This is a genomic window from Pseudomonas mosselii, from assembly GCF_003205295.1.
In the GTDB taxonomy this organism is placed as follows: domain Bacteria; phylum Pseudomonadota; class Gammaproteobacteria; order Pseudomonadales; family Pseudomonadaceae; genus Aquipseudomonas; species Aquipseudomonas mosselii_B.
In genome coordinates this window covers 71,040-97,673 of record NZ_QJRP01000001.1, presented here as the reverse complement: position 1 = coordinate 97,673, position 26,634 = coordinate 71,040, and the positions used below count along the sequence as shown (strand labels likewise).

At 64.4% G+C, this 26,634-nt stretch carries 22 protein-coding genes; 19 read left to right on the top strand and 3 right to left on the bottom strand.

What is annotated here, in order from left to right; all coding sequences use genetic code 11:
* The first annotated feature begins 328 nt into the window (after nucleotides 1-328).
* The 14 genes from DMX06_RS00450 (at nucleotide 329) to DMX06_RS00380 (ending at nucleotide 17,795) form a co-directional block, all read left to right on the top strand.
* Entirely contained in the window at nucleotides 329-742 is a 414-nt protein-coding gene (locus DMX06_RS00450) for an NADH-quinone oxidoreductase subunit A (protein WP_028692461.1), read from the top strand.
* Nucleotides 743-751: 9 nt separating this feature from the next.
* Nucleotides 752-1,429, top strand: a complete 678-nt coding sequence (locus DMX06_RS00445; RefSeq protein WP_008096180.1) for a NuoB/complex I 20 kDa subunit family protein — start codon at nucleotides 752-754, stop codon at nucleotides 1,427-1,429.
* A 79-nt stretch (nucleotides 1,430-1,508) separates the two neighbouring features.
* Nucleotides 1,509-3,290 carry an NADH-quinone oxidoreductase subunit C/D gene (nuoC, locus tag DMX06_RS00440; protein ID WP_110733467.1) on the top strand — a complete coding sequence of 594 codons (1,782 nt, stop codon included), beginning with the start codon at nucleotides 1,509-1,511 and terminating at the stop codon, nucleotides 3,288-3,290.
* Nucleotides 3,291-3,292: 2 nt separating this feature from the next.
* Nucleotides 3,293-3,790: an NADH-quinone oxidoreductase subunit NuoE gene (gene nuoE, locus DMX06_RS00435; RefSeq protein ID WP_012313767.1), complete on the top strand. Its 498-nt coding sequence runs from the start codon at nucleotides 3,293-3,295 to the stop codon at nucleotides 3,788-3,790.
* Entirely contained in the window at nucleotides 3,787-5,154 is a 1,368-nt protein-coding gene (gene nuoF / locus DMX06_RS00430) for an NADH-quinone oxidoreductase subunit NuoF (RefSeq protein ID WP_110733465.1), read from the top strand. Before nuoE ends, nuoF begins: the two co-directional genes overlap by 4 nt.
* A gap of 132 nt (nucleotides 5,155-5,286) precedes the next feature.
* A complete protein-coding gene (gene nuoG, locus DMX06_RS00425) occupies nucleotides 5,287-8,001 on the top strand; it encodes an NADH-quinone oxidoreductase subunit NuoG (RefSeq protein WP_110733462.1) in 2,715 nt (904 codons plus the stop codon).
* Complete coding sequence (gene nuoH, locus DMX06_RS00420) at nucleotides 7,998-9,005, top strand: NADH-quinone oxidoreductase subunit NuoH (RefSeq protein WP_050706494.1); 1,008 nt, start codon at nucleotides 7,998-8,000, stop codon at nucleotides 9,003-9,005. The genes nuoG and nuoH overlap by 4 nt, the downstream gene beginning before the upstream one ends.
* 11 nt (nucleotides 9,006-9,016) lie before the next feature.
* Entirely contained in the window at nucleotides 9,017-9,565 is a 549-nt protein-coding gene (nuoI, locus tag DMX06_RS00415) for an NADH-quinone oxidoreductase subunit NuoI (protein ID WP_003251442.1), read from the top strand.
* A 10-nt stretch (nucleotides 9,566-9,575) separates the two neighbouring features.
* On the top strand, nucleotides 9,576-10,076 hold the full coding sequence (gene nuoJ, locus DMX06_RS00410) for an NADH-quinone oxidoreductase subunit J (RefSeq protein ID WP_110733459.1): 501 nt from the start codon (nucleotides 9,576-9,578) through the stop codon (nucleotides 10,074-10,076).
* Between the two features lie 3 nt (nucleotides 10,077-10,079).
* Nucleotides 10,080-10,388 carry an NADH-quinone oxidoreductase subunit NuoK gene (gene nuoK, locus DMX06_RS00405; protein ID WP_008096201.1) on the top strand — a complete coding sequence of 103 codons (309 nt, stop codon included), beginning with the start codon at nucleotides 10,080-10,082 and terminating at the stop codon, nucleotides 10,386-10,388.
* Nucleotides 10,385-12,238 (top strand): NADH-quinone oxidoreductase subunit L, encoded by a 1,854-nt coding sequence (gene nuoL, locus DMX06_RS00400; RefSeq protein WP_062573488.1) that lies wholly within the window; start codon nucleotides 10,385-10,387, stop codon nucleotides 12,236-12,238. Before nuoK ends, nuoL begins: the two co-directional genes overlap by 4 nt.
* 40 nt (nucleotides 12,239-12,278) lie before the next feature.
* Nucleotides 12,279-13,811: an NADH-quinone oxidoreductase subunit M gene (gene nuoM, locus DMX06_RS00395; protein WP_110733457.1), complete on the top strand. Its 1,533-nt coding sequence runs from the start codon at nucleotides 12,279-12,281 to the stop codon at nucleotides 13,809-13,811.
* Nucleotides 13,812-13,818: 7 nt separating this feature from the next.
* Nucleotides 13,819-15,288: an NADH-quinone oxidoreductase subunit NuoN gene (gene nuoN, locus DMX06_RS00390; RefSeq protein ID WP_038706426.1), complete on the top strand. Its 1,470-nt coding sequence runs from the start codon at nucleotides 13,819-13,821 to the stop codon at nucleotides 15,286-15,288.
* A gap of 425 nt (nucleotides 15,289-15,713) precedes the next feature.
* Nucleotides 15,714-17,795, top strand: coding sequence for a TonB-dependent receptor family protein (locus tag DMX06_RS00380; RefSeq protein WP_110733453.1), 2,082 nt, complete (start codon nucleotides 15,714-15,716; stop codon nucleotides 17,793-17,795).
* A 99-nt stretch (nucleotides 17,796-17,894) separates the two neighbouring features.
* Here DMX06_RS00380 and DMX06_RS00375 read toward each other — a convergent pair whose 3' ends face one another.
* Nucleotides 17,895-18,959: an AI-2E family transporter gene (locus tag DMX06_RS00375; protein WP_110733451.1), complete on the bottom strand. Its 1,065-nt coding sequence runs from the start codon at nucleotides 18,957-18,959 to the stop codon at nucleotides 17,895-17,897.
* A 124-nt stretch (nucleotides 18,960-19,083) separates the two neighbouring features.
* Here DMX06_RS00375 and trhP point away from each other — a divergent pair, with 124 nt between their 5' ends.
* The 5 genes from trhP to DMX06_RS00350 all read left to right on the top strand — a co-directional run bounded on the left by trhP (nucleotide 19,084) and on the right by DMX06_RS00350 (nucleotide 24,267).
* The gene (gene trhP, locus DMX06_RS00370) at nucleotides 19,084-20,418 is read left to right on the top strand and encodes a prephenate-dependent tRNA uridine(34) hydroxylase TrhP (protein ID WP_110733449.1); all 1,335 of its coding nucleotides are present in this window, start codon (nucleotides 19,084-19,086) and stop codon (nucleotides 20,416-20,418) included.
* Between the two features lie 146 nt (nucleotides 20,419-20,564).
* On the top strand, nucleotides 20,565-22,301 hold the full coding sequence (locus DMX06_RS00365; protein ID WP_110733447.1) for a copper resistance system multicopper oxidase: 1,737 nt from the start codon (nucleotides 20,565-20,567) through the stop codon (nucleotides 22,299-22,301).
* A complete protein-coding gene (locus DMX06_RS00360) occupies nucleotides 22,294-23,163 on the top strand; it encodes a copper resistance protein B (RefSeq protein ID WP_110733444.1) in 870 nt (289 codons plus the stop codon). The genes DMX06_RS00365 and DMX06_RS00360 overlap by 8 nt, the downstream gene beginning before the upstream one ends.
* A gap of 238 nt (nucleotides 23,164-23,401) precedes the next feature.
* On the top strand, nucleotides 23,402-23,830 hold the full coding sequence (locus DMX06_RS00355) for a DUF411 domain-containing protein (RefSeq protein WP_110733442.1): 429 nt from the start codon (nucleotides 23,402-23,404) through the stop codon (nucleotides 23,828-23,830).
* On the top strand, nucleotides 23,830-24,267 hold the full coding sequence (locus tag DMX06_RS00350; RefSeq protein ID WP_110733440.1) for a YqaA family protein: 438 nt from the start codon (nucleotides 23,830-23,832) through the stop codon (nucleotides 24,265-24,267). The genes DMX06_RS00355 and DMX06_RS00350 overlap by 1 nt, the downstream gene beginning before the upstream one ends.
* Nucleotides 24,268-24,323: 56 nt before the next feature.
* On the opposite strand, the gene DMX06_RS00345 is transcribed toward DMX06_RS00350, so the two are convergent.
* A complete protein-coding gene (locus DMX06_RS00345) occupies nucleotides 24,324-25,532 on the bottom strand; it encodes a hypothetical protein (RefSeq protein ID WP_110733438.1) in 1,209 nt (402 codons plus the stop codon).
* Nucleotides 25,533-25,812: 280 nt separating this feature from the next.
* On the bottom strand, nucleotides 25,813-26,634 hold the full coding sequence (locus DMX06_RS00340; protein ID WP_110733435.1) for a hypothetical protein: 822 nt from the start codon (nucleotides 26,632-26,634) through the stop codon (nucleotides 25,813-25,815).

Here is a 26,634-nt window from a genome sequence, read left to right as displayed (position 1 = left end):
GGCCCAAAACTGCTAAAACATTACAGCTCAGGTTAAATGATATTAATTATCATTACGCAACTAGCCTGTCGTTACGCGGGGTAAGAAACATAATTAACAAATCCGCGTGCAATGCCCGAAACTCAAGGCTTTCAGCCAGTTACGAAAGATTTTTGTTCTTAAACCTACGAATAAATTTGCAACGGAAATTTTACTTGCACTGGGTTTACCCATAAAATCAGCGCGATTGATTCAGCTGCGACATTTGGTCACTGCGTCTGCGACACCACGTCGCCGCTCTACTTTATTTCAGACTGCAGAGCTGGGTCTCTGTATAAGGATTTCTAGCATGTCCGATTCGGCAGGACTCATCGCCCACAACTGGGGCTTTGCCATCTTCCTCCTGGGTGTCGTCGGCCTGTGTGCCTTCATGCTCGGCCTGTCCAGCCTGCTCGGTAGCAAGGCCTGGGGTCGCGCCAAGAACGAACCCTTCGAATCCGGCATGCTGCCCGTCGGCAGCGCCCGCCTGCGCCTGTCCGCCAAATTCTATCTGGTCGCGATGCTGTTCGTGATCTTCGATATCGAAGCCCTCTTCCTGTATGCATGGTCTGTGTCCGTCCGCGAAAGCGGCTGGACCGGATTCGTCGAAGCTCTCATTTTCATAGCAATTCTGTTGGCAGGTCTTGTCTACCTATGGCGCGTCGGGGCGCTCGATTGGGCTCCCGAAGGTCGCCGCAAGCGGCAAGCGAAGCTGAAACAATGAGGCTTTGGCATGCAATACAATCTCACCAGAATCGATCCGGACGCACCCAACGAGCAGTATCCGGTCGGTGAGCGGGAAACCGTCACCGATCAACTGCTGGAAGACCAGGTCCACAAGAACATCTACATGGGGAAACTCGAAGATGTGCTGCGTGGCGCGGTCAACTGGGGTCGCAAGAACTCCCTCTGGCCGTACAACTTCGGCCTTTCCTGCTGCTACGTGGAAATGACCACGGCCTTCACGGCGCCCCACGACATCGCCCGCTTCGGCGCCGAAGTCATCCGGGCCTCGCCGCGCCAGGCCGACTTCATGGTCATCGCCGGTACCTGCTTCGTCAAGATGGCGCCGATCATCCAGCGCCTGTACGAGCAGATGCTCGAGCCCAAGTGGGTCATCTCCATGGGTTCGTGCGCCAACTCCGGCGGCATGTACGACATCTACTCGGTCGTTCAGGGGGTCGACAAGTTCCTCCCCGTGGACGTCTATGTGCCTGGCTGCCCGCCGCGCCCCGAGGCATTCCTGCAAGGCTTGATGCTGCTGCAGGAGTCGATCGGCCAAGAACGACGCCCGCTTTCCTGGGTGGTTGGTGATCAAGGCATCTACCGTGCCGAGATGCCCGCCCAGAAAGACCTGCGTCGCGAACAGCGCATTGCGGTAACCAATCTGCGCAGCCCCGACGAAGTCTGATCCAGCGACCTGCCGCCCGCTCCCGAAGGAGCCGGCGGCCTGGCTTCATTCTTAACGCTGACCCAAAGCGACCGAGACCATGACAGCGGACAACGCTATTTATATTCCGCCCTACAAGGCTGACGACCAGGATGTGGTCGTCGAACTGCACAACCGTTTTGGCGCCGACGCATTCGTCGCCCAGGAAACCCGCACCGGCATGCCGGTACTGTGGGTAAAACGTGCCCAGCTCAAGGAAGTGCTGAGCTTCCTGCGCGGCGTCGCCAAACCGTACAGCATGCTGTACGACCTGCACGGCGTCGACGAACGCCTGCGCACCCAGCGCCGTGGCCTGCCGGCCGCCGATTTCAGCGTGTTCTACCACCTGCTGTCGGTCGAGCGTAACAGCGACGTGATGATCAAGGTGTCGCTCAGCGAAGGCGACCTGAACCTGCCGACCGTGACCGGCATCTGGCCAAACGCCAACTGGTACGAGCGCGAAGTCTGGGACATGTTCGGCATCGACTTTGCCGGCCACCCGCACCTGAGCCGCATCATGATGCCGCCGACCTGGGAAGGTCATCCGCTGCGCAAGGACTATCCGGCCCGTGCCACCGAGTTCGACCCCTACAGCCTGACCCTGGCCAAGCAGCAGCTTGAAGAGGAATCGGCGCGCTTCAACCCGGAAGCCTGGGGCATGAAGCGCCAGGGCGCCAACGAGGACTACATGTTCCTCAACCTCGGCCCGAACCACCCGTCCGCCCACGGTGCCTTCCGTATCGTCCTGCAGCTGGACGGTGAAGAGATCGTCGACTGCGTCCCGGACATCGGCTACCACCACCGTGGCGCCGAGAAGATGGCCGAGCGTCAGTCCTGGCACAGCTTCATTCCCTACACCGACCGTATCGACTACCTCGGCGGGGTGATGAACAACCTGCCGTACGTACTGGCGGTGGAAAAGCTGGCCGGCATCCAGGTGCCGCAGAAAGTCGACGTGATTCGCATCATGCTCGCCGAGTTCTTCCGCATCACCAGCCACCTGCTGTTCCTGGGCACCTACATCCAGGACGTCGGCGCCATGACCCCGGTGTTCTTCACCTTCACCGACCGCCAGCGCGCCTACACCGTGATCGAGGCGATCACCGGTTTCCGCCTGCACCCGGCCTGGTACCGCATCGGTGGTGTCGCCCACGACCTGCCGCGCGGCTGGGACAAGCTGGTCAAGGACTTCGTCGAATGGCTGCCCAAGCGCCTCGACGAGTACACCAAGGCCGCCCTGCAGAACAGCATCCTCAAGGGCCGGACCATCGGCGTCGCTGCCTACAACACCAAGGAAGCGCTGGAGTGGGGCACCACCGGTGCCGGCCTGCGCTCCACCGGTTGCGACTTCGACCTGCGTAAGGCGCGCCCTTACTCCGGCTACGAGAACTTCGAGTTCGAAGTGCCGCTGGCCCACAACGGCGATGCCTACGATCGCTGCATGGTCCGCGTCGAGGAGATGCGCCAGAGTATCCGCATCATCGACCAGTGCCTGCGCAACATGCCGGAAGGCCCGTACAAGGCGGATCACCCGCTGACCACGCCGCCGCCGAAAGAGCGCACCCTGCAGCACATCGAGACCTTGATCACCCACTTCCTGCAAGTCTCGTGGGGCCCGGTCATGCCGGCCAACGAGTCGTTCCAGATGATCGAGGCGACCAAGGGCATCAACAGTTACTACCTGACGAGCGACGGCGGCACCATGAGCTACCGCACCCGGATCCGTACCCCGAGCTACCCGCACCTGCAGCAGATCCCTTCGGTGATCAAAGGCAGCATGGTCGCGGACCTCATCGCGTACCTGGGCAGTATCGACTTCGTTATGGCTGACGTGGACCGCTAAGCATGAACAGCACGCTTATCCAAACCGACCGTTTCGCCCTGAGCGAAACCGAGCGCTCGGCCATCGAGCACGAGATGCACCACTACGAGGACCCGCGCGCGGCGTCCATCGAAGCCCTGAAGATCGTCCAGAAAGAGCGCGGCTGGGTGCCGGACGGCGCCATCTACGCCATCGGCGAAGTACTGGGGATCCCCGCCAGCGACGTCGAGGGCGTGGCCACCTTCTACAGCCAGATCTTCCGCCAGCCGGTCGGCCGCCACATCATCCGCGTGTGCGACAGCATGGTCTGCTACATCGGCGGTCATGAGTCGGTAGTCAGCCAGATCCAGAGCGAGCTGGGCATCGGCCTGGGCCAGACCACCGCGGATGGGCGCTTCACCCTGCTGCCGGTGTGCTGCCTGGGCAACTGTGACAAGGCCCCGGCGCTGATGATCGACGACGACACCTTTGGCGACGTGCAGCCTGCCGGCGTCTCCAAGCTGCTGGAGGGTTACGTATGACCATCACTTCCTTCGGCCCGGCCAACCGCATCGCGCGTTCGGCTGAAACCCACCCGCTGACCTGGCGCCTGCGCGACGACGGCGAGCCTGTATGGCTGGCCGAGTACCAGGCCAAGAACGGCTATGCCGCCGCCCGCAAGGCGCTGGCCGAGATGTCCCAGGACGATATCGTCCAGTCCGTCAAGGACTCCGGCCTCAAGGGCCGAGGCGGCGCAGGCTTCCCCACGGGTGTGAAATGGGGCCTGATGCCCAAAGACGAATCCATGAACATCCGCTACCTGCTGTGCAATGCGGACGAAATGGAGCCGAACACCTGGAAGGACCGCATGCTGATGGAGCAACAGCCCCATCTGCTGGTCGAGGGCATGCTGATCAGCGCCCGCGCCCTGAAGGCCTACCGTGGCTACATCTTCCTGCGTGGCGAATACACCACCGCGGCGAAGAACCTCAACCGCGCCATCGACGAAGCCAAGGCCGCAGGCCTCTTGGGCAAGAACATCCTCGGTTCCGGTTTCGACTTCGAGCTGTTCGTCCACACCGGTGCCGGGCGCTACATCTGCGGTGAAGAAACCGCACTGATCAACTCGCTCGAAGGCCGCCGCGCCAACCCTCGCTCCAAGCCGCCCTTCCCTGCCGCCGTCGGCGTGTGGGGCAAGCCGACCTGCGTGAACAACGTCGAGACCCTGTGCAACGTGCCGGCCATCGTCGCCAACGGCAACGACTGGTACAAGTCGCTGGCCCGCGAAGGCAGCGAAGACCACGGCACCAAGCTGATGGGCTTCTCCGGCAAGGTGAAGAACCCCGGCCTGTGGGAGCTGCCGTTCGGCGTCACCGCCCGCGAGCTGTTCGAAGACTACGCCGGTGGCATGCGCGACGGCTTCAAGCTCAAGTGCTGGCAGCCAGGCGGCGCCGGTACCGGCTTCCTGCTGCCCGAGCACCTCGATGCGCAGATGTACGCCGGTGGCATCGCCAAGGTCGGCACCCGTATGGGTACGGGCCTGGCCATGGCGGTCGACGACAGCGTCAACATGGTCTCGCTGCTGCGCAACATGGAAGAGTTCTTCGCCCGCGAATCCTGCGGCTGGTGCACGCCGTGCCGCGACGGCCTGCCATGGAGCGTGAAGATGCTGCGCGCCCTGGAGAAAGGCCAGGGCCGCGCCGAAGACATCGAGACCCTGCTGGGTCTGGTCAACTTCCTCGGCCCAGGCCGCACCTTCTGTGCTCACGCACCGGGTGCCGTCGAGCCACTGGGCAGTGCCATCAAGTATTTCCGCTCGGAGTTCGAGGCCGGTGTAGCCCCAGTCACTGCTGGCAGCGAAGCCCTGCGCCCGAACCTGGCGAAGCCGATCGTGGTCGGCGCATAACAAGATGAACAGCGGATGGTCCGTGCCATCCGCCAGCCCGCCGGCCGGCCCGAACGATTCGTGGCCGGCCGCAGGCTCACCGATTTCCATTAGCCACGCCCGCCCACGCGGGCCAACGAAGAACTTTGAACAATGGCCACTATCCACGTAGACGGCAAAGCGCTCGAAGTCAACGGTGCGGACAACCTGTTACAGGCCTGTCTGTCGCTCGGCCTCGACATCCCCTATTTCTGCTGGCACCCGGCGCTCGGTAGCGTCGGCGCCTGCCGGCAGTGCGCGGTCAAGCAGTACACCGACGAGAACGACACCCGTGGTCGTATCGTCATGTCCTGCATGACCCCTGCCTCCGACGGCACCTGGATCTCCATCGACGATGACGAGTCCAAGGCGTTCCGCGCCAGCGTCGTCGAATGGCTGATGACCAACCACCCGCACGACTGCCCGGTGTGCGAGGAAGGCGGTCACTGCCACCTGCAGGACATGACGGTAATGACCGGCCACAACGAGCGCCGCTACCGTTTCACCAAGCGTACCCACCAGAACCAGGACCTCGGCCCGTTCATCGCCCATGAGATGAACCGCTGCATCGCCTGCTACCGCTGCGTGCGCTACTACAAGGACTACGCCGGCGGCACCGACCTGGGCGTGTATGGCGCCCACGACAACGTGTACTTCGGTCGCGTCGAAGACGGCGTGCTGGAAAGCGAGTTCTCCGGCAACCTCACCGAGGTCTGCCCGACCGGTGTGTTCACCGACAAGACCCACTCCGAGCGTTACAACCGCAAGTGGGACATGCAGTTCGCCCCGAGCATCTGCCATGGCTGCTCCAGCGGCTGCAACATCAGCCCCGGCGAGCGCTACGGCGAACTGCGCCGCATCGAGAACCGTTTCAACGGCTCGGTGAACCAGTACTTCCTGTGCGACCGTGGCCGCTTCGGCTATGGCTACGTCAACCGCAAGGACCGTCCGCGCCAGCCGTTCCTCGCCGATGGCAGCAAGCTAGGCCTGGACGCCGCCCTGGACAAGGCCGCCGACCTGCTGCGCGGCCGCACCATCGTCGGCATCGGCTCGCCGCGCGCCAGCCTCGAGAGCAACTATGGCCTGCGTGAGCTGGTCGGCGCCGAGTACTTCTACTCCGGTATGGAAGCTGGCGAACTGGCCCGCGTGCGCCTGGCGCTGAACGTGCTGAACGACAGCCCGCTGCCGGTACCGACCCTGCGCGACATCGAAGACCACGACGCCGTGTTCGTGCTCGGTGAAGACCTGACCCAGACCGCCGCCCGCGTCGCCCTGGCCGTGCGCCAGGCCACCAAGGGCAAGGCCGAGGCCATGGCCGACGCCATGCGCGTGCAGCCTTGGCTGGACGCCGCGGTGAAGAACATCGGCCAGCACGCGCTGTACCCGCTGTTCATCGCATCCTTGGCTGAAACCAAGCTGGACGACGTCGCCGAAGAGTGTGTACACGCCGCTCCCGCTGACCTCGCCCGTATCGGTTTCGCCGTGGCCCACGCCATCGACCCGAGCGCGCCTGCCGTCGCCGGCCTGGACGATGAAGCCAAGGCTCTGGCCCAGCGCATCGCCGACGCCCTGGTCGCCGCCAACCGCCCGCTGGTGGTCGCCGGCACTTCCCTGGCGGATCCAGCGCTGATCGAAGCCGCCGCCAACATCGCCAAGGCCCTCAAGCTGCGCGAGAAGAACGGTTCGCTGAGCCTGGTCGTGCCCGAGGCCAACAGCCTCGGCATGGCGATGCTGGGCGGCGAGTCCGTCGATGCAGCCCTGGACGCCGTGATCAGCGGCAAGGCCGACGCCATCGTCGTGCTGGAAAACGACCTGTACGCCCGCGTACCGGCCGCCAAGGTCGACGCTGCCCTGGCCGCGGCCAAGGTGGTGATCGTCGCCGACCACTCCAAGACCGCCACCCTGGACCGCGCCCACCTGGTGCTGCCGGCTGCCTCCTTCGCCGAAGGCGACGGCACCCTGGTCAGCCAGGAAGGCCGTGCCCAGCGCTTCTTCCAGGTGTTCGACCCGCAGTACCTGGACAGCAGCATCCAGATCCACGAAGGCTGGCGCTGGATGCACGCCCTGCGTGCCACCCTGCTCAACAAGCCGGTGGACTGGACCCAGCTGGACCACGTCACCAGCGCCTGCGCCGAAGCCGCGCCGCAACTGGCCGGCATCGTCAACGCAGCGCCGTCCGCCGCGTTCCGCATCAAGGGCATGAAGCTGGCCCGCGAGCCGCTGCGCTACTCGGGCCGTACCGCCATGCGCGCCAACATCAGCGTGCACGAGCCACGTACCCCGCAGGACAAGGACACCGCGTTCGCCTTCTCCATGGAAGGCTACTCGGGCTCGGCCGAACCGCGCCAGCAGGTGCCGTTCGCCTGGTCGCCGGGCTGGAACTCGCCGCAAGCCTGGAACAAGTTCCAGGACGAAGTGGGTGGCCACCTGCGTGCCGGTGACCCGGGCGTGCGCCTGATCGAGTCGCAAGGCGACAAGCTCAACTGGTTCACCGCCATTCCGGGCGCGTTCAACCCGGCCCGCGGCACCTGGACCGCCGTACCGTTCTTCCACCTGTTCGGCAGCGAAGAATCCTCTTCGCGTGCTGCCCCGGTGCAGGAGCGTATCCCGGCTGCCTACGTGGGCCTGGCCAAGTCCGAAGCCGACCGCCTGGGCGTCAACGACGGCGCGCTGCTGAGCCTGAACGTGGCCGGTGTTTCGCTGCGCCTGCCGCTGCGTATCAATGAAGAACTGGGCGCTGGCCTGGTTGCGTTGCCCAAAGGCCTGGCCGGCATTCCGCCCGCCATCTTCGGTGCAGCCGTCGAAGGCCTGCAGGAGGCAGCACAATGAGCTGGTTCACCCCCGAAGTGATCGATGTGATCATTCAGGTCGTCAAGGCCATCGTGGTGCTGCTGGCCGTGGTGGTCTGCGGCGCGCTGCTGAGCTTCGTCGAGCGTCGCCTGCTGGGCTGGTGGCAGGACCGCTACGGTCCGAACCGGGTCGGCCCGTTCGGTATGTTCCAGATCGCCGCCGACATGCTGAAGATGTTCTTCAAGGAAGACTGGAACCCGCCCTTCGTCGACAAGATGATCTTCACCCTGGCGCCGGTAGTGGCCATGAGCGCCCTGCTGATCGGCTTCTCGATCATCCCGATCACCCCGGGCTGGGGCGTGGCCGACCTGAACATCGGCCTGCTGTTCTTCTTCGCCATGGCCGGCCTGTCGGTCTACGCCGTGCTGTTCGCCGGCTGGTCGTCGAACAACAAGTACGCCCTGCTGGGCAGCCTGCGGGCCTCGGCGCAGACCGTGTCGTACGAAGTGTTCCTGGGCCTGGCGCTGATGGGCGTGGTGGTGCAGGTGGGCTCGTTCAACATGCGCGACATCGTTGAATACCAGGCCAACAACCTGTGGTTCATCATTCCGCAGTTCTTCGGCTTCTGCACCTTCTTCATCGCTGGCGTCGCCGTGACTCACCGTCACCCGTTCGACCAGCCGGAAGCGGAACAGGAACTGGCCGACGGCTACCACATCGAATATGCCGGCATGAAATGGGGCATGTTCTTCGTCGGTGAGTACATCGGCATCATCCTGATCTCGGCGCTGCTGGTAACCCTGTTCTTCGGTGGCTGGCACGGTCCGTTCGGCATCCTGCCGCAAGTACCGTTCCTGTGGTTCGCCCTGAAGACCGCGTTCTTCATCATGCTGTTCATCCTGCTGCGCGCCTCGATCCCGCGCCCACGCTATGACCAGGTGATGGACTTCAGCTGGAAGTTCTGCCTGCCGCTGACCCTGATCAATTTGCTGGTGACCGCTGCGATCGTGCTCTACAACACGCCAGCCGTCGCGGCCCAGTGAGGATTTGACCCATGTTCAAGTATATCGGCGACATCGTTAAGGGCACCGGCACACAGCTGCGCAGCCTGGCCATGGTGTTCTCCCACGGGTTCCGCAAGCGCGACACCCTGCAGTACCCCGAAGAACCCGTGTACCTGCCGCCACGCTACCGTGGCCGCATCGTCCTCACCCGCGACCCCGATGGCGAGGAGCGCTGCGTGGCGTGCAACCTCTGCGCGGTGGCCTGCCCGGTCGGCTGCATCTCGCTGCAGAAGGCCGAGACCGAGGACGGCCGTTGGTACCCCGAGTTCTTCCGCATCAACTTCTCGCGCTGCATCTTCTGCGGCCTGTGCGAAGAGGCGTGCCCGACCACCGCGATCCAGCTGACTCCGGATTTCGAAATGGCCGAGTTCAAGCGTCAGGACCTGGTGTACGAGAAAGAAGATCTGCTGATCTCCGGCCCCGGCAAGAACCCTGACTACAACTTCTACCGTGTTGCGGGCATGGCGATCGCTGGCAAGCCGAAAGGCTCCGCGCAGAACGAAGCCGAGCCGATCAACGTGAAGAGCTTGCTCCCATAAGGACAGAAAGATGGAATTCGCTTTCTACTTCGCATCCGGTGTCGCCGTCGTCTCCACGCTTCGCGTGGTGACCGGCACCAACCCGGTGCACGCCCTGCTCTACCTGATCATCTCGCTGATTTCCGTGGCGATGATCTTCTTCTCCCTCGGCGCGCCGTTCGCCGGCGCCCTGGAAGTGATCGCCTACGCCGGCGCCATCATGGTGCTGTTCGTGTTCGTGGTGATGATGCTCAACCTCGGGCCGGCCTCGGTCGCCCAGGAGCGCGGCTGGCTCAAGCCCGGCATCTGGGCGGGGCCGGTGATCCTCGCCGCCCTGCTGCTGCTGGAGCTGCTGTACGTGCTGTTCGTCACCCCGTCGGGCGCCGCCATCAGCGGTACCACCGTCAGCGCCAAGGACGTCGGCATCAGCCTGTTCGGGCCGTACCTGCTGGTGGTCGAACTGGCCTCGATGCTGCTGCTCGCGGCAGCCGTCACCGCCTTCCACCTGGGCCGCAACGAGGCGAAGGAGTAAATCATGGGTGCTATCCCTCTCGAGCATGGTCTGGCGGTCGCCGGCATCCTGTTCTGCTTAGGTCTGGTTGGCCTGATGGTCCGCCGCAACATTCTCTTCGTGCTCATGAGCCTGGAAGTCATGATGAACGCCTCTGCCCTGGCGTTCATCGTCGCCGGTGCCCGTTGGGTCCAGCCCGACGGCCAGGTGATGTTCATCCTGGTGATCAGCCTGGCAGCCGCCGAGGCCAGCATTGGCCTGGCGATCCTGCTGCAGCTGTATCGCCGCTTCCACACTCTCGACATCGATGCTGCCAGTGAGATGCGCGGATGAACCTTATCTTCCTGACGTTCGTATTCCCCCTGATCGGCTTCCTGCTGCTGTCGTTCTCGCGCGGCCGCTGGTCCGAGAACCTGTCGGCGCTGGTCGGTGTCGGCTCGGTCGGTCTGTCGGCGGCCACCGCCGCCTACGTGATCTGGCAGTTCAACGTCGCCCCGCCTGAGGGCGGTGCGTACAGCCAGCTGCTGTGGCAGTGGATGTCGGTGGACGGCTTCGCGCCGAACTTCACCCTGTACGTGGACGGCCTGTCGGTCACCATGCTGGGCGTGGTCACCGGCGTCGGCTTCCTGATCCACCTGTTCGCCTCCTGGTACATGCGCGGCGAAGCCGGTTACTCGCGCTTCTTCTCGTACACCAACCTGTTCATCGCCAGCATGCTGTTCCTGGTGCTGGGCGACAACCTGCTGTTCATCTACTTCGGCTGGGAAGGCGTGGGCCTGTGCTCGTACCTGTTGATCGGTTTCTACTACAGCAACCGCAACAACGGTAACGCGGCGCTCAAGGCGTTCATCGTCACCCGCATCGGCGACGTGTTCATGGCCATCGGCCTGTTCATCCTGTTCGTCCAGCTGGGTACCCTGAACGTGCAGGAACTGCTGGTGCTGGCACCGCAGAAGTTCCAGGCCGGTGACACCTGGATGGTCCTGGCGACCCTGATGCTGCTGGGTGGCGCGGTCGGTAAATCGGCCCAACTGCCGCTGCAGACCTGGCTGGCCGACGCGATGGCCGGCCCGACCCCGGTTTCGGCGCTGATCCACGCGGCTACCATGGTGACCGCGGGCGTGTACCTGATCGCCCGTACCAACGGCCTGTTCCTGCTGGCGCCGGACGTCCTGCACCTGGTCGGCGTGGTGGGTGGCGTGACCCTGGTCCTGGCCGGCTTCGCCGCCCTGGTACAGACCGACATCAAGCGTATCCTCGCCTACTCGACCATGAGCCAGATCGGCTACATGTTCCTGGCCCTGGGCGTCGGCGCCTGGGACGCGGCGATCTTCCACCTGATGACCCACGCCTTCTTCAAGGCCCTGCTGTTCCTTGCCTCCGGTGCGGTGATCGTCGCCTGCCACCACGAGCAGAACATCTTCAAGATGGGCGGCCTGTGGAAGAAACTGCCGCTGGCCTACGCCAGCTTCGTGGTCGGTGGCGCCGCCCTGGCCGCCCTGCCGATCCTGACCGTGGGCTTCTACTCCAAGGACGAGATCCTCTGGGAAGCCTTCGCCAGCGGCAACACTGGCCTGCTGTACGCAGGCCTCGTGGGCGCGTTCATGACCTCGCTGTACACCTTCCGCCTGATCTTCATCGCCTTCCACGGCGAAGCCAAGACCGAAGCCCACGCCGGCCACGGCATCAGCCACTGGCTGCCGCTGGGCGTGCTGATCGTGCTGTCGACCTTCATTGGCGCCTGGATCCACCCGCCGCTGGCAGGCGTGCTGCCTGAAAGCGCCGGCCACGCCGGTGGCGAAGCCAAGCACTCGCTGGAGATCGCCTCGGGCGCCATCGCCATCGCCGGTATCCTGCTGTCGGCCCTGCTGTTCCTGGGCAAGCGTCGCTTCGTCACTGCGGTCGCCAACAGCGGTATCGGTCGCGTCCTGTCGGCCTGGTGGTTCGCCGCCTGGGGCTTCGACTGGATCTACGACAAGCTCTTCGTCAAACCTTACCTGCTGATCAGCCACATCCTGCGCAAGGATCCGGTTGACCGCAGCATCGGCCTCATCCCTCGCCTGGCTCGCGGCGGTCACGTCGCCATGAGCAAGACCGAGACCGGCCAGCTGCGCTGGTACACCGCCTCGATCGCCGTCGGCGCCGTGCTGGTGCTCGGTGCCGTGGTAGTGGCCGCGGTATGACTATGAATCTTGCGACTTTGCCAAAGGAAACCAACCCGTCATGATTTTGCCTTGGCTGATCCTGATCCCCTTCATCGGCGGCTTCCTGTGCTGGCTGGGTGAGCGCTTCGGCTCCACCCTGCCGCGCTGGATCGCGCTGCTGACCATGTCCCTGCTGCTTGGCATCGGCCTGTGGCTGTGGGCGAACGGCAACTACACCCTGGCTCCCGCCCCTGGCGCGGAGCCCGCCTGGGCCCTCGAGTACAAAGTCGAGTGGATCAAGCGCTTCGGCATCAGCATCCACCTGGCCCTCGACGGCCTGTCGCTGCTGATGATCCTGCTCACCGGCCTGCTCGGTGTGCTGTCGGTGCTGTGCTCGTGGAAAGAGATCCAGCGCCACGTCGGCTTCTTCCACCTCAACCTGATGTGGATCCTCGGCGGCGTGGTCGGCGTGTTCCTGGCCCTGGACCTGTTCCTGTTCTTCTTCTTCTGGGAAATGATGCTGGTGCCGATGTACTTCCTCATCGCGCTCTGGGGTCACAGCTCCTCCGACGGCAAGAAGACCCGGATCTACGCGGCTACCAAGTTCTTCATCTTCACCCAGGCCAGCGGCCTGATCATGCTGGTGGCGATCCTCGGCCTGGTGCTGGTCAACTACAACAGCACCGGCGTGATCACCTTCAACTACAGCGACCTGCTCAAGGCCGAGCTGCCGGCCGGCGTCGAGTACATCCTGATGCTGGGCTTCTTCATCGCCTTCGCGGTGAAGCTGCCGGTGGTGCCGTTCCACTCCTGGCTGCCTGACGCTCACGCCCAGGCGCCGACCGCAGGTTCCGTGGACCTGGCGGGCATCCTGCTGAAGACCGCGGCCTACGGCCTGCTGCGCTTCGCCTTGCCGCTGTTCCCGAACGCCTCGGCCGAGTTCGCGCCGATCGCCATGACCCTGGGCCTGATCGGTATCTTCTACGGTGCCTTCCTGGCCTTCGCGCAAACCGACATCAAGCGCCTGGTGGCCTTCTCCAGCGTCTCGCACATGGGCTTCGTGCTGATCGGCATCTACTCCGGCAGCCAGCAGGCCCTGCAGGGCGCGGTGATCCAGATGCTGGCCCACGGCCTGTCGGCCGCCGCGCTGTTCATCCTGGCCGGCCAGCTGTACGAGCGCCTGCACACCCGCGACATGCGCGAGATGGGTGGCCTGTGGCACCGCATCGCTTATCTTCCGGCCATCAGCCTGTTCTTCGCCGCCGCGTCGCTGGGCCTGCCGGGCACCGGCAACTTCGTCGGCGAGTTCCTGATCCTGATCGGCAGCTTCGCCCACGTCCCATGGATCACCGTGATCGCCACCACCGGCCTGGTCTTCGGTTCGGTGTACTCGCTGATCATGATCCACCGCGCCTACTTCGGTCCGGCCAAGGCCGACACCGTGCTGGCCGGCATGGACGGTCGCGAGCTGATCATGGTGCTGGGCCTGGCGGGCCTCTTGATCCTGCTGGGCGTGTATCCGCAGCCGTTCCTGGACACCTCTGCCGCCACCATGAGCGGTGTGCAGCAGTGGCTCGGTTCCGCTTTCACTCAACTCGCTTCGGCCCGGTAAGAGCGCTATGGAATTCACCACTCAACACTTCATCGCATTGGCGCCGATGCTGATCACCACCATCACCACGGTGGTGGTGATGCTGGCGATCGCCTGGAAGCGCAACCACTCGCAGACCTTCCTGCTGTCCACCGTGGGCCTGAACCTGGCCCTGCTGTCGATCCTGCCGGCACTTAAAGTCGCACCGCTGGCGGTCACGTCGCTTGTGACCATCGACAAGTTCGCCTGCCTGTACATGGCGATCATCCTGGTGGCCACCCTGGCCTGCGTCACCCTTGCCCACGCCTATCTGGGCGAGGGCTCCAAGGGCTTCCCGGGCAACCGTGAAGAGCTGTACCTGCTGCTGCTGATGTCGGCACTGGGTGGCCTGGTGCTAGTCAGCGCCAACCACCTGGCCGGCCTGTTCATTGGCCTTGAGCTGTTGTCGGTGCCGGTCTACGGCCTGGTGGCGTACGCCTTCTTCAACAAGCGCTCGCTGGAAGCCGGCATCAAGTACATGGTGCTGTCGGCTGCCGGCTCCGCCTTCCTGCTGTTCGGCATGGCGCTGCTGTACGCTGACGCAGGCAGCTTGACCTTCGACCAGCTGGGCAAGGCCCTGGCCGCCACCAGCATGCCGAGCCTGCTGGCGCAGCTGGGCCTGGGCATGATGCTGGTCGGCCTGGCCTTCAAGCTGTCGCTGGTGCCGTTCCACCTGTGGACCCCGGACGTGTACGAAGGCGCCCCGGCGCCGGTCGCCGCGTTCCTGGCCACCGCCAGCAAGGTCGCGGTGTTTGCCGTCGTGGTACGCCTGTTCATGCTCTCCCCCGCCGCCAGCAGCGGCGTGCTGAGCACCGTGCTGGCGGTGATCGCGGTTGCCTCGATCATCATCGGCAACCTGCTGGCGCTGACCCAGAGCAACCTCAAGCGTCTGCTTGGTTACTCGTCCATCGCCCACTTCGGCTACCTGGTCATCGCCCTGGTCGCCAGCAAGGGCCTGGCCCTGGAAGCCATGGGCGTGTACCTGGTCACCTACGTGATCACCAGCCTCGGTGCCTTCGGCGTGATCACCCTGATGTCCTCGCCGTACGCCGGCCGTGACGCCGACGCCCTGTACGAGTACCGCGGCCTGTTCTGGCGCCGTCCGTACCTGACCGCGGTACTGACCGTGATGATGCTGTCACTGGCCGGTATCCCGCTGACCGCGGGCTTCATCGGCAAGTTCTACATCATCGCCACCGGCGTCGAGTCGCACCTGTGGTGGCTGGTCGGCGCCCTGGTGATCGGCAGCGCCATCGGCGTGTACTACTACCTGCGCGTCATGGTCACCCTGTACCTGGTCGAGCCGAACCTGCGTCGCCACGACGCCCCGCTGAAGTGGGAACAGCGCACCGGCGGCGTGATGCTGCTGGCCATCGCCATCCTCGCCTTCGTGCTCGGCGTGTACCCGCAGCCGTTGCTGGAGATGGTGCAGCAGGCGGGCCTGCAACTGATCGGTTGATCGGCTGCACGATGTGAAAGTAGCCCCGCCTCGGCGGGGTTTCTTTTTGCCTGAAGGAAATCACTGGCTTCTTCGCGGGTAAATCGCAGCGGCGCACCGCCGCTCCCACAGGATCACCACCATTTCCAACGGTCAGCGCTTTACCTGTGGGAGCAACTGTCTTGCTCAATTTTTAGAATCTGGCGCGATCCCTGTGGGAGCGGGTTTACCCGCGAAGCAGGCGACGCGGTGCCTGGCACCGGCTGCGCCGGTGTTCGCGGCTGAAGCCGCTCCCACAGCGACCCCGCGGCCCTCAAGCCACGCGCTATGCCTGTGGGAGCGGGTTTACCCGCGAAGAAGCCACTGCGGTATTACAGATCGACCACTGTGCTTCGTCTGCCCTTTGCAGCGTCAGACTCCCGCACTCGATCTGGAACCCCGTCCCCATGCGCCCCACCCTCCCCTACTCCCTGCTGGCCCTGTTCGTCGCCGGCACCGCCCAGGCCGCCGGCCGCGTCGAACTCGACCAGGTGCTGATCCAGGACAGGCAGCAATCCGAACTGGAAGCCGCCGCCGACCGACTGCGCGAGATCCCCGGCGCCAGCAACCTGGTGGACATGGACAAGGTCGGCCAGGGCCGGGTGGCCAGCAACCAGGACGTGCTGGCCTACCAGCCTGGCGTATTCGCCCAGTCGGCGGGCAACGACGGCATCAAGCTGTCGATCCGCGGTTCGGGCATCAACCGCGCGCCGGGCGCCCATGGCTCGGGTGTGTACACGATGTTCGACGGCCTGCCGCTGACCGGCCCGGGCGGCACGCCCTACGAGCTGTTCGAACCGCTGTGGCTGAGCCGCGCCGAAGTGCAGCGCGGCGCCAACGGTTTCGACCAGGGCTCGCTGGCCCTGGGCGGCGCGATCAACTACGTGACCCACACCGGCTACGATGCCGCGCCCCTGCAGGTGCGCTACGAAGTCGGCAGCCGTGGCTACCAGCGTCGGCACATCAGCTCCGGGCAGGTGCTGGGCAACCTCGACTACTACGTGGCCCTTACCGACGCCGAGTACGACGGCTACCAGGCCCACAGCAGCGGCAGCGCCAAGGGCATCGCCGCCAACGTCGGCTACCGCTTCAACCCGAACCTGGAGACGCGCTTCTACCTGCGCTACCGGGAAACCGAGAACGACCTGGCCGGGCGCCTGACCAAGGACCAGATCAAGCACGATCCACGCGCAGCCAATCCTCTGTATCTGCGCCGCGACGCCAGCCGCCCCCAGCCGGGCAGCACCTGGCTGGCGAACAAGAGCACGTTCTATCTGGACGATGACTCGCGCCTGGAATCCGGCTTGGTCTATCACGACTACCCCATGGACCTTCGGGAAGGCGCCAACCGTCTTAAAGTCGCCTACACCGATGTGAGCGGCACACTCAATTACCATCGCCGCGATACGTTGTTCGGCCACGAGAGTAAAACCACCATTGGCTGGAGAACCACCAAGCACCTTCCCAACAGCGGTGCATCGGAGTTCGTTCGTGTGCAGGAAGCCGGCAACGCGCCACTGGTCGTTGGTGAACGAACCCGCGATTTCAGCTATCAGGGCTCCGATACCGTCCTGCACCTGGGCAACGATCTGGAACTGGTGCCAAATCTCTGGTTGACCACCGGTCTGGCAATGATCTACACCCGCCGCGAAAGCGACGTGACCTACCCTGCCGTTGGCGGCAAGGTCAGCCAGCATGACTGGGACTATGCGCCGCGGGTCGGCCTGCGCTATGACATCCGACCTGACTTGCAGGTCTACGGCAATCTGAGTCGTTCGGTCGAACCACCTCATCCCTGGGCGCTTATCTGGAGCTCGCCAAAGGTAAAAGGCCAACAGTTCCAGACGCAGCCCATCGAAATGCAGAATCAGACTGCCACAACGCTTGAGCTGGGCGCGCGTGGCGACTCGGTGATCGGCCGTTGGGACTTGACCTGGTACTACTCGCAAGTACGACATGAATTGCTGACTGTCGAAATCGAACCGGCCGTCACGGGCGAGTTCAACGCCAGCCCGACTATCCATCAGGGCATCGAGGCCGGCCTGGACAGCCTGCTCTGGGAACAACCGGGCACCGGCAAGCTCAGCCTGCGCCAGGCCTACACCTTCAGCGACTTCCACTACCGCAACGACGACAAGTTCGGCGACAACCGCCTGCCCGGCATCCCCATGCACTACTACCAGGCCGAACTGCGCTACGACTGGCCGAGCGGTTTCTACGCAGGGGTGAACACGCAGATGGCCTCCAAGGTGCAGGTGGACTACGCCAACAGCTACCACGCCGACGCCTATGCCCTGCTCGGTGCGCGCCTGGGCTGGGATTCGCCGACACGGGACTGGCAGACCTGGCTGGACCTTCGCAACCTGACCAACAAGCGGTATGCGGCGACGGTGACGCCGGGGTACAACGATGCCGGGCAGGACATCGCCCGCTCGACGCCGGGGGAAGGGTTTGGGGTGTATGCGGGGGTTTCCTACAGCTTCCGATAAACAGCTTGGGGCTGCTATGCAGCCCATTCGCGGGTAAACCCGCTCCCACAGGTTTCGTGCAGTGCCCTGTGGGAGCGGGTTTACCCGCGAATGGCCCTTTCAGGATGGCAGTTGCACCTGCGGCTTGGTCGAGGCAAAGATCGCCCAGCTGGAAATGAACAACGCCGCGATCAACGGCCCGATCACGAAGCCATTGAGCCCGAACACCGCCAGCCCGCCCAGAGTCGACACCAGCACCAGATAATCCGGCATCCGCGTGTCCTTGCCCACCAGGATCGGCCGCAGCAGGTTGTCCACCAGGCCGATCACCAGCACGCCGAACGCGGTCAGCACGATCCCCTGCCAGATTGCCCCGGTCAGCAGGAAGTACAGCGCCACCGGCCCCCAGACAATCCCCGCACCCACCGCCGGCAGCAACGACAAAAACGCCATCAGCACCGCCCACACCAGCACGCTGGGAATGCCCAGCACCCAGAAGATCAGCCCGCCCAGCGCCCCCTGAGTGATCGCCACCAGCAGGTTGCCCTTGACCGTGGCCCGCACCACGCGCTTGAACTTCAACTGCAGGCGGCGCTTCTGCTGCTCGGGCAGCGGCACCGCCTGGCGCACCTTGCGCGCCACCTCCGCGCCCTCGCGCAGGAAGAAGAACAGCAGATAGAGCATGATGCCGAAGCTCACCAGGAACTCGAAGGTGCCCTGGCCGAAGCTGAACGCCTGGCCGGCGAGGAACTGGCTGCCCTGGGTGGCCCACTTGGTGATCTTGTCGCGCAGGCCATCGAGGTTGCCCATGCCCATGCGGTCGAGGAAATGCTGGGCATAGACAGGCAGCATATCCTTGCCACGCTCGATATAGCCGGCAATGTCCAGCTGGCCGCTTTCGATGCGTTGGTACAGCGCCGCGCCCTCCTGCACCAGCAAGGCGCTGATGATGATCACCGGCAGCACGGCGACCAGCAGGCAGGTAGCCAGCGCCGTCGCCGTGGCCAGGTTGCGCCGCCCGCCCAGGCGCAGCAGCAGATGGCGTTGCAGCGGAGAGAAAAGAATGCCGAGGATCACCGCCCAGAAGATCGCGCCGGAATATGGCAGCAGGATCCAGATGAAGGCTATGGTCACCAGTGCCAGCAGCACGGTCAGGGCTTTGTTCTGCAAAACGGCTTCGTTCATGGGCATTCCTCGGGGGCTCAACAATTTAGTGCCTCGCGCATCGGCAAAAGTGCCGTTGATCCAGATCAATACATGCGCAGTGCCGCCGCCTTAGCATCCGCGCCTTTTGTCCCCGGTGCGCACCATGACCCCTCCTGCCAAGCCCGAACTGCTCGCCCCCGCCGGCACCCTCAAGACCATGCGCTATGCCTTCGCCTACGGCGCCGACGCGGTCTACGCCGGTCAGCCGCGCTACAGCCTGCGGGTGCGCAACAACGAGTTCGACCACGCCAACCTGGCCCTCGGCATCCAGGAGGCCCAGGGCCAGGGCAAGCGCTTCTACGTGGTGGTCAACATCGCCCCGCACAACGCCAAGCTCAAGACCTTCCTCAAGGACCTGGCGCCGGTGATCGAGATGGGCCCGGATGCGCTGATCATGTCTGACCCGGGGCTGATCATGCTGGTGCGCCGACACTTCCCGCAGATGCCGATCCACCTGTCGGTGCAGGCCAACACGGTGAACTGGGCCAGCGTGCAGTTCTGGCAAGGCATGGGGCTGACCCGGGTGATCCTGTCGCGGGAGCTCTCGCTGGAAGAGATCGAAGAGATCCGCCAGCAGGTGCCGGAGATGGAGCTGGAAGTCTTCGTGCACGGCGCGTTGTGCATGGCCTACTCCGGGCGTTGCCTGCTGTCGGGCTACATGAACAAGCGCGACGCCAACCAGGGCACCTGCACCAATGCCTGCCGCTGGAAGTACCAGGCCACACCGGCCACCGAAAACGCCACCGGCGATATCGTCCGTGAATACGAGCCGACCCTGGGCCTCGGCGCGCCGACCGAGCAGGTGTTCCTGCTTCAGGAGTCCAACCGCCCCGGCGAAGAGATGCCGGCCTTCGAGGACGAGCACGGCACCTACATCATGAACGCCAAGGACCTGCGCGCCATCCAGCATGTCGAACGCCTGGCCCGGATGGGCGTGCACTCGCTGAAGATCGAGGGCCGTACCAAGTCGCACTTCTACTGTGCCCGCGCCGTGCAGTCCTACCGCCAGGCCATCGACGACGCCGCGGCCGGGCGGCCGTTCGACCGTGGCCTGATGAGCAACCTCGAGTCCCTCGCCCAGCGCGGCTACACCGAAGGTTTCCTGCGCCGCCACGTGCACGACGAGTACCAGAACTACCAGCGCGGCAACTCGGTGTCCGAGCGCCAGCAGTTCGTCGGCGAGCTGACCGGGGTGCGCGTGGACGGCCTGGCCGAAGTGAAGGTGAAGAACCGCTTCGCCGTGGGCGACCACCTGGAGCTGATGACCCCACGCGGCAACTACCACTTCGACCTGCACCGCCTGTGCAACCGCCAGCAGCAGGCCATCGAGGTGGCGCCGGGCGACGGCCATGTGGTGTACCTGCCGATTCCCGAGCAGGTGTCACTGGAGTTCGGCCTGCTGATGCGCGACCTGGAGAGTGGCGAGGCCGTTGCCTGACAAATCTGTAATCCGCGCCTCAGGTGGCTGACAGGCGCTGGCGACGACCATCGGTGTCATTCCCGATCGCGGGGCAAACCCACTCCCACTGTGGGAGCGGGCTTGCCCCGCGATTGGATGGACCTTGCCAGCACCGAGAGTACCCCATGCCACCGACTCCAACCCGCCGCACCTTCGTCAAGGGCCTGGGGGCCGCCAGCGCCCTGGCCGGCCTCGGCCTCTGGCGCCCGCTGGCCCAGGCCGCCGAGGGCCGCCTGCCGCTGCATGACCTGAGCGGCCAGCAGTTCGACCTGTTCATCGGCCAGACCCCAGTCAACATCACCGGGCGCCCACGTACCGCGCAGACCATCAACGCCAGCCTGCCCGGCCCGCAGCTGCGCTGGCGCGAGGGCGACACCGTGACCCTGCGCGTGCGCAACCGCCTGGACCAGCCCACCTCGATCCACTGGCATGGCATCATCCTGCCGGCCAACATGGACGGCGTGCCGGGCCTGAGCTTCGTCGGCATCGAGCCCGGCGGCGACTACCTCTATCAGTTCACCCTGCGCCAGAGCGGCACCTACTGGTACCACAGCCACTCAGGGCTGCAGGAGCAGGCCGGCGTGTACGGCGCCATCGTCATCGCGCCCCGCGAACCCGAGCCGCACAAGTACCAGCGCGACCATGTGCTGTTGTTCAGCGACTGGTCGGACCAGGCGCCGGAAGCGCTGATGGCCACCCTGAAGAAGCAGTCAGACGCCTTCAACTACCACAAGCGCACGGTCGGCGACTTCGTCGATGATGTTGCTGAGAACGGCTGGGGCAAGGCCGTCGACAATCGCTGGGCCTGGGCGAAGATGCGCATGAGCCCCACCGACCTGGCCGACATCAGCGCCGCCAGCTACACCTACCTGCTCAACGGCCAGCCCCCGGACGGCAACTTCACCTGCCTGTTCCAGCCCGGCGAGACCGTACGCCTGCGCCTGATCAACGCCTCGGCGATGACCTACTTCGACTTCCGCATTCCGGGCCTGAAGCTCACGGTGATCGCCGCCGACGGCCTGCCGGTGACCCCGGTGACCGTGGACGAGCTGCGCATCGCCGTGGCCGAGACCTATGACGTGCTGGTCACCATGGGCAACCTGCCCGCCTACACGCTGTACGCCCAGAGCATGGACCGCACCGGCTTCGCCCGTGGCACCCTGGCCCGCGCGGCGGGTTTGCAGGCCCCCGTACCCGAGCCGGACCCGCGTCCGGTGCTGAGCATGGACGACATGGGCCACGGCGGCATGGGTGGGATGGACCATTCGAACATGTCAGCGATGGACCACGGCAACATGGCGGGCATGGACCACTCGAACATGGCCGGCATGGCCATGATGCAAAACCACCCTGCCAGCGAGACCGACAACCCGTTGGTGGACATGCAGACCATGGCCCCCCGCGCCAATCTGGCCGACCCCGGCATCGGCCTGCGCGACAACGGTCGCCGGGTGCTGACCTACGCCGACCTGCGCAGTCCCTACCCCGATCCGGACGGGCGCGAGCCGTCACGGGAGATCGAACTGCACCTGACCGGCCACATGGAGCGCTTCGCCTGGTCGTTCGACGGCATCAAGTTCAGCGATGCCGAGCCGCTGCGCCTGAAGTACGGCGAGCGGGTACGCATCACCCTGGTCAACGACACCATGATGACCCATCCCATCCACCTGCACGGCATGTGGAGCGACCTGGAGGATGAAAAGGGGCGCTTCCTGGTGCGCAAGCACACCATCGACATGCCCCCCGGCAGCCGGCGTAGCTACCGCGTCACCGCCGACGCCCTGGGCCGCTGGGCCTATCACTGCCACCTGCTCTACCACATGGAGACCGGCATGTTCCGCGAGGTACGGGTCGATGAATGAGAACCGCAACCGCCACATCGTCACCGGTGTCGCACTGATGGCCTTGCTGGCCAGCGAACGGGTCCTGGCCGCGGGTATGGACCATATGAACCATGGCAGCATGCCCATGGACCACAGCCAGATGAACCACGCGGCGGCAACTCCCAGCCAGCCGCGCACACCGCTGCCGGTGATCACCGACGCCGACCGCCGCGCGGCCTTCCCTCCGCTGCCGGGGCATCAGGTACATGATCGGGCGACCAACTGGGCAGTGATCGTCGACCAGCTGGAATATCAGAACTTCGAAAGCAGCGGCGCCCTGAACTGGAACGCCACGGCCTGGGTCGGCGGCGATATTGATCGCCTGTGGCTGCGCACCGAGGGTGAACGCGAACAGGGCAGGACGCACAAGGCCGAGCTGCAGGCCCTCTGGGGGCATGCCATCAGCCCCTGGTGGGAGCTGGTGGGTGGTGTACGCCAGGACTTCAAGCCCGCCAGCGGCCAGAGCTGGGCCGCATTCGGCATCCAGGGCACGCCGCTCTACGGCCTGGAGCTGGAGGCCACCGCCTACGCCGGCGAGCGGCAGCAGACCGCGCTGCGCCTGGAGGCCGGTTACGCTATGCTGCTGACCAATCGCTGGATCCTCGAGCCGACCGTCGAAGCCAACTTCTTCGGGCGCAACGATGCCGGGCGCGAACAGGGCTCGGGGCTGGCCGAAAGCGAAGTGGGCCTGCGCCTGCGCTACGAGATCACCCGTGCGTTCGCGCCCTATGTCGGGGTCAGCTTCAATCGGCTGCACGGCAGCCGCGCCGACCAGGCCCGGGAAGAGGGCGAGGACATCGGCCAGACCCGGCTGGTGGCCGGGGTTCGCCTGCGATTCTGACGTTTGCTGCCGGCCCTGCAGGAGCTGCCCTCCTGTGGGAGCGGCCTTGCGTCGCGAAAGGGCTGCGCAGCAGCCCCCAGCAATTTCGATGGTGACTTGGAATCTGGGGCCGCTGCGCGCCCCTTTCGCGACGCAAGGCCGCTCCCACTGGGTCAAGCTAAATCAATAAGTTACGCTATGTTCCATTGAGAGCCGGCGCTGATCAACTCAATGTGTTTTGTTTCACAGGAGCTCCACCATGCTGCGCAAACACCTGCTCACCCTCGGCCTGCTGGCCGTCACCGGCCTGGCTCAGGCCGCCGAGACCATCGATGTCTACCGCGACCCCAACTGCGGTTGCTGCAAGGAGTGGATCAAGCACCTGAGCGACAACGGCTTCACCGTCAATGACCACGTTGAGCCGAACATGAGCGCGGTCAAGCAGCGCCTGGGCGTCGAGCCACGCCTGGCGTCGTGCCACACTGGGGTGATCAACGGCAAGTTCGTCGAAGGCCATGTGCCGGCCGAACAGGTGCGCCTGCTGGCCAAGCGCGACGACCTCAAGGGCCTCGCGGTGCCAGGCATGCCCATGGGCTCGCCGGGCATGGAAATGGGTGACCACAAGGATGCCTACCAGGTCATCGGTGTGACCCGGGATGGCCAGGACACCGTGGTCGCCAGCTACTGATGCTCAGCCTTGGGGCGCTGTTCCTCAGCGCCTTCGGCGCCGCCACCCTGCTGCCGCTGCAGTCCGAGGCCGTGCTGGTCGGGCTGCTGCTGCGCGAGCCAGGCGCCTGGGCGACCCTGCTGCTGGTGGCCACGCTCGGTAACGTGCTCGGCTCCATCGTCAACTGGCTGCTGGGCCGGGCAATCGAGCACCTGCGCGAACGCCGCTGGTTCCCGTTCAGCGCCAACCAGCTGGAACGCGCCCAGCAACGCTACCAGCGCTGGGGCCAGTGGTCATTGCTGCTGAGCTGGATGCCGGTGATCGGCGACCCGCTGACCTTGATCGCCGGGATCATGCGCGAGCCGTTCTGGCGTTTCGTGCTGCTGGTCACCCTGGCCAAGGGCGGGCGCTACATCGTGGTGACGATGATCACCCTGGGTTGGTTTCACAACGGGTGAGCTGAAAGAATGCGAAGAACTGGCCGGGGGCCTTGAGGCCCCAGCCAGTCTCAAGCTCAAGCCGCGTCGGCAGCCTGCAGGTTGCCGAGCAGACGCCCGGCCATATCCAGTTTCTTCTGCAGCGTGTCCACGAACGAGAGCGCGGAGTGGGCCTGCAACAGATAGGGTTCCAACTTACGCTGACCGAAGAGGTCGCCGTAGGAGTGGGTCTGACCTACCGCCGTGTGGTCCAGCACCATCGAGGCGATTGCCTTTTCGGCGGTGCTGCCATGTTCGGCAAGACGTTCCAGGTGCTCGAACGACTGAGAGAGCGGACTGGTCGGCCGCTGTAGCGAACTCACGGTCGCGTTGAAGTCATTGCGCGTCGGCATAGCGACCTCGTCGTCAATCTTGACAAAGCCGAGCTTGACGGTCTTCAGCGACGTTACCGGATCAGGCTGTCCGGAGGTCGTCGCGTCGTAGGTCACTTCAGGCTCCACAGGCGGTGCAGCGCTCGCTCCAGCCAAAGTGCCACTCACCAGCGCAGGGGCATCGTCGCTTGCATCCACCACGACAACCGCCACCACCGCATCAGGCTTCTGGGCGAACAGTTCAATGAAATCAGCATCGACCTCTTTGACAAACTCCACCACCGCTTCAGGTCCCACTTGCTCGGGGTCCGGAAACTCGGCAAATCTCGAAGCCAGGAAAATCACCGCATCGAGCACCTTGGCGGCAGCCGTCGGATCTTGCTGCATCAGTTCGATATTTTTCGGGAACTGGGCTTCCTTCAAAGAATATCCTTTGGCGATATCGACCTCGTTGATCCTCGTCTCGACCTTCAGCTCTGGCACAAGATCGCCCAGCTTGACGACATTCGACAACAGGCAGTTGGCGTTACGCATGATGTTGCTGCCCGTGAGCTGTTCCGTATAGCTGGCCATGAACTGCTCGGTTGGCAGGTCTTTCTGCCTTGCCAGAATTCCACTGGCCTGTGACCTCATGACATCCGGCAGCCCCTTGGCCATCTGCTCGTTCAAAGTACGCATCATGTCCGGCGCCGAAGCCGCGGCCTGTGTACCACCCGCCGCCATAAAGGGACGAAAGCCGAAGAACTCGGCAATCGTAATGAACAGGCGCATCAGAATGCCATGCTTCTGCGGCTCCTCGTGACGCGCCAGGCGCTGCGCCGACTCGCTGGTTTTCACCTGGGCGCAGTCACTGCTCTCGTTGACGGGGTCCAGGTCGGCGCCACACACCCAACTGGTTGAAACCGATTCGATCATTGTGCAAACCTCTTCTTGCAGCATCGTTTGACTTGGGGAAAAGACCACTCTCACACCAGCAAGAACAGAGATCTTCTCCGAAGTGTCTTGCCTCCAACATTGTGGAAGCTGAGCGAACGATACCGACGCTGCACATCAGGCCCCATCAGCCCTTATCGCCTTTTTTGCACTTTTCGGCATAGCTGGGCCGGCACGCTGTTCGTGGATGCGCAAGCATGAAAAAGCCGCAAGAACCCAGATCCTTGCGGCTTGGAACATCCTGTCAGGAAGACAGACGCGCTCAGGCCATGATGCCCGCAGCCCTGATGCCCTGGTTGTCGTTGCGCAGGATCTCCTGGATGAGCTGACGCACCTGGTCGATCATCTTCGCCAGGTCGTCGGTGTAGCGCTGGAACAGTTCCTTCTGGTTGCCGGCAACCGCTGCCTCGAGCTCCTGTTCTTTTGCCCACACATCCTGCAGCGACTTGATGGCATGGGCGATGCCCGTGCCGAAGGCGGCGCCACTCTGGGCCACGCCATTGAGCGTGTGCAGCGTGGTATTGCGGGTGTCGATGGCATTCTGCAGGTGCTTGACCTCGATACGGTTCTCGGCGATCAGTTTTTTCGAGGCCATCGCCACCTCGCCGGGCTTGGCATATTCGGCAGCATGGCTGGCTTGTTCCAGGCCCTTGATCGTGCGCGCGTCACCCAGGTTCTTGAGCATACCGGTGGTGCCACTGGCCAGGGTGAACATGCCCAGTGCGCCACTGACGGCCGCCGAGGCGAACAATGCGTTGCTGGCCGTTCTCATCCAACTGATCTGTTCCTTGCTCGCCAGCACGCTGACTTCGGCCTGGGTCCTGCGCCCCTGCGCGTGGCCGTCACGCACCTGCATGGCGGCACGGAGAATGGCCAGCAGACTCTCCAGGTCCTGGCTGCAGGGCGTGGCCTGGGGCGAATCCAGGCTGACCCGCCCTTGCTTCTCGGCAAATACCGCGCTCGCTGTTGCGCATGGCATGGCCAGCATCGCCCACAGCGGTTGCCCGGCCTTTTGCTCTTCGATGACCGGTAGCTGGGCATCCACGTGGGACAAATGATCGATATTGGAAATGGACAGACTCAT

Excerpts from the sequence above, each read along its gene's own strand:
- DMX06_RS00450 (WP_028692461.1), top strand. The coding sequence starts at position 329 with ATGTCCGATTCGGCAGGACTCATCGCCCACAACTGGGGCTTTGCCATC.
- DMX06_RS00445 (WP_008096180.1), top strand. The coding sequence starts at position 752 with ATGCAATACAATCTCACCAGAATCGATCCGGACGCACCCAACGAGCAG.
- nuoC (WP_110733467.1), top strand. The coding sequence starts at position 1,509 with ATGACAGCGGACAACGCTATTTATATTCCGCCCTACAAGGCTGACGAC.
- nuoE (WP_012313767.1), top strand. The coding sequence starts at position 3,293 with ATGAACAGCACGCTTATCCAAACCGACCGTTTCGCCCTGAGCGAAACC.
- nuoF (WP_110733465.1), top strand. The coding sequence starts at position 3,787 with ATGACCATCACTTCCTTCGGCCCGGCCAACCGCATCGCGCGTTCGGCT.
- nuoG (WP_110733462.1), top strand. The coding sequence starts at position 5,287 with ATGGCCACTATCCACGTAGACGGCAAAGCGCTCGAAGTCAACGGTGCG.
- nuoH (WP_050706494.1), top strand. The coding sequence starts at position 7,998 with ATGAGCTGGTTCACCCCCGAAGTGATCGATGTGATCATTCAGGTCGTC.
- nuoI (WP_003251442.1), top strand. The coding sequence starts at position 9,017 with ATGTTCAAGTATATCGGCGACATCGTTAAGGGCACCGGCACACAGCTG.
- nuoJ (WP_110733459.1), top strand. The coding sequence starts at position 9,576 with ATGGAATTCGCTTTCTACTTCGCATCCGGTGTCGCCGTCGTCTCCACG.
- nuoK (WP_008096201.1), top strand. The coding sequence starts at position 10,080 with ATGGGTGCTATCCCTCTCGAGCATGGTCTGGCGGTCGCCGGCATCCTG.
- nuoL (WP_062573488.1), top strand. The coding sequence starts at position 10,385 with ATGAACCTTATCTTCCTGACGTTCGTATTCCCCCTGATCGGCTTCCTG.
- nuoM (WP_110733457.1), top strand. The coding sequence starts at position 12,279 with ATGATTTTGCCTTGGCTGATCCTGATCCCCTTCATCGGCGGCTTCCTG.
- nuoN (WP_038706426.1), top strand. The coding sequence starts at position 13,819 with ATGGAATTCACCACTCAACACTTCATCGCATTGGCGCCGATGCTGATC.
- DMX06_RS00380 (WP_110733453.1), top strand. The coding sequence starts at position 15,714 with ATGCGCCCCACCCTCCCCTACTCCCTGCTGGCCCTGTTCGTCGCCGGC.
- DMX06_RS00375 (WP_110733451.1), bottom strand. The coding sequence starts at position 18,959 with ATGAACGAAGCCGTTTTGCAGAACAAAGCCCTGACCGTGCTGCTGGCA.
- trhP (WP_110733449.1), top strand. The coding sequence starts at position 19,084 with ATGACCCCTCCTGCCAAGCCCGAACTGCTCGCCCCCGCCGGCACCCTC.
- DMX06_RS00365 (WP_110733447.1), top strand. The coding sequence starts at position 20,565 with ATGCCACCGACTCCAACCCGCCGCACCTTCGTCAAGGGCCTGGGGGCC.
- DMX06_RS00360 (WP_110733444.1), top strand. The coding sequence starts at position 22,294 with ATGAATGAGAACCGCAACCGCCACATCGTCACCGGTGTCGCACTGATG.
- DMX06_RS00355 (WP_110733442.1), top strand. The coding sequence starts at position 23,402 with ATGCTGCGCAAACACCTGCTCACCCTCGGCCTGCTGGCCGTCACCGGC.
- DMX06_RS00350 (WP_110733440.1), top strand. The coding sequence starts at position 23,830 with ATGCTCAGCCTTGGGGCGCTGTTCCTCAGCGCCTTCGGCGCCGCCACC.
- DMX06_RS00345 (WP_110733438.1), bottom strand. The coding sequence starts at position 25,532 with ATGATCGAATCGGTTTCAACCAGTTGGGTGTGTGGCGCCGACCTGGAC.
- DMX06_RS00340 (WP_110733435.1), bottom strand. The coding sequence starts at position 26,634 with ATGAGTCTGTCCATTTCCAATATCGATCATTTGTCCCACGTGGATGCC.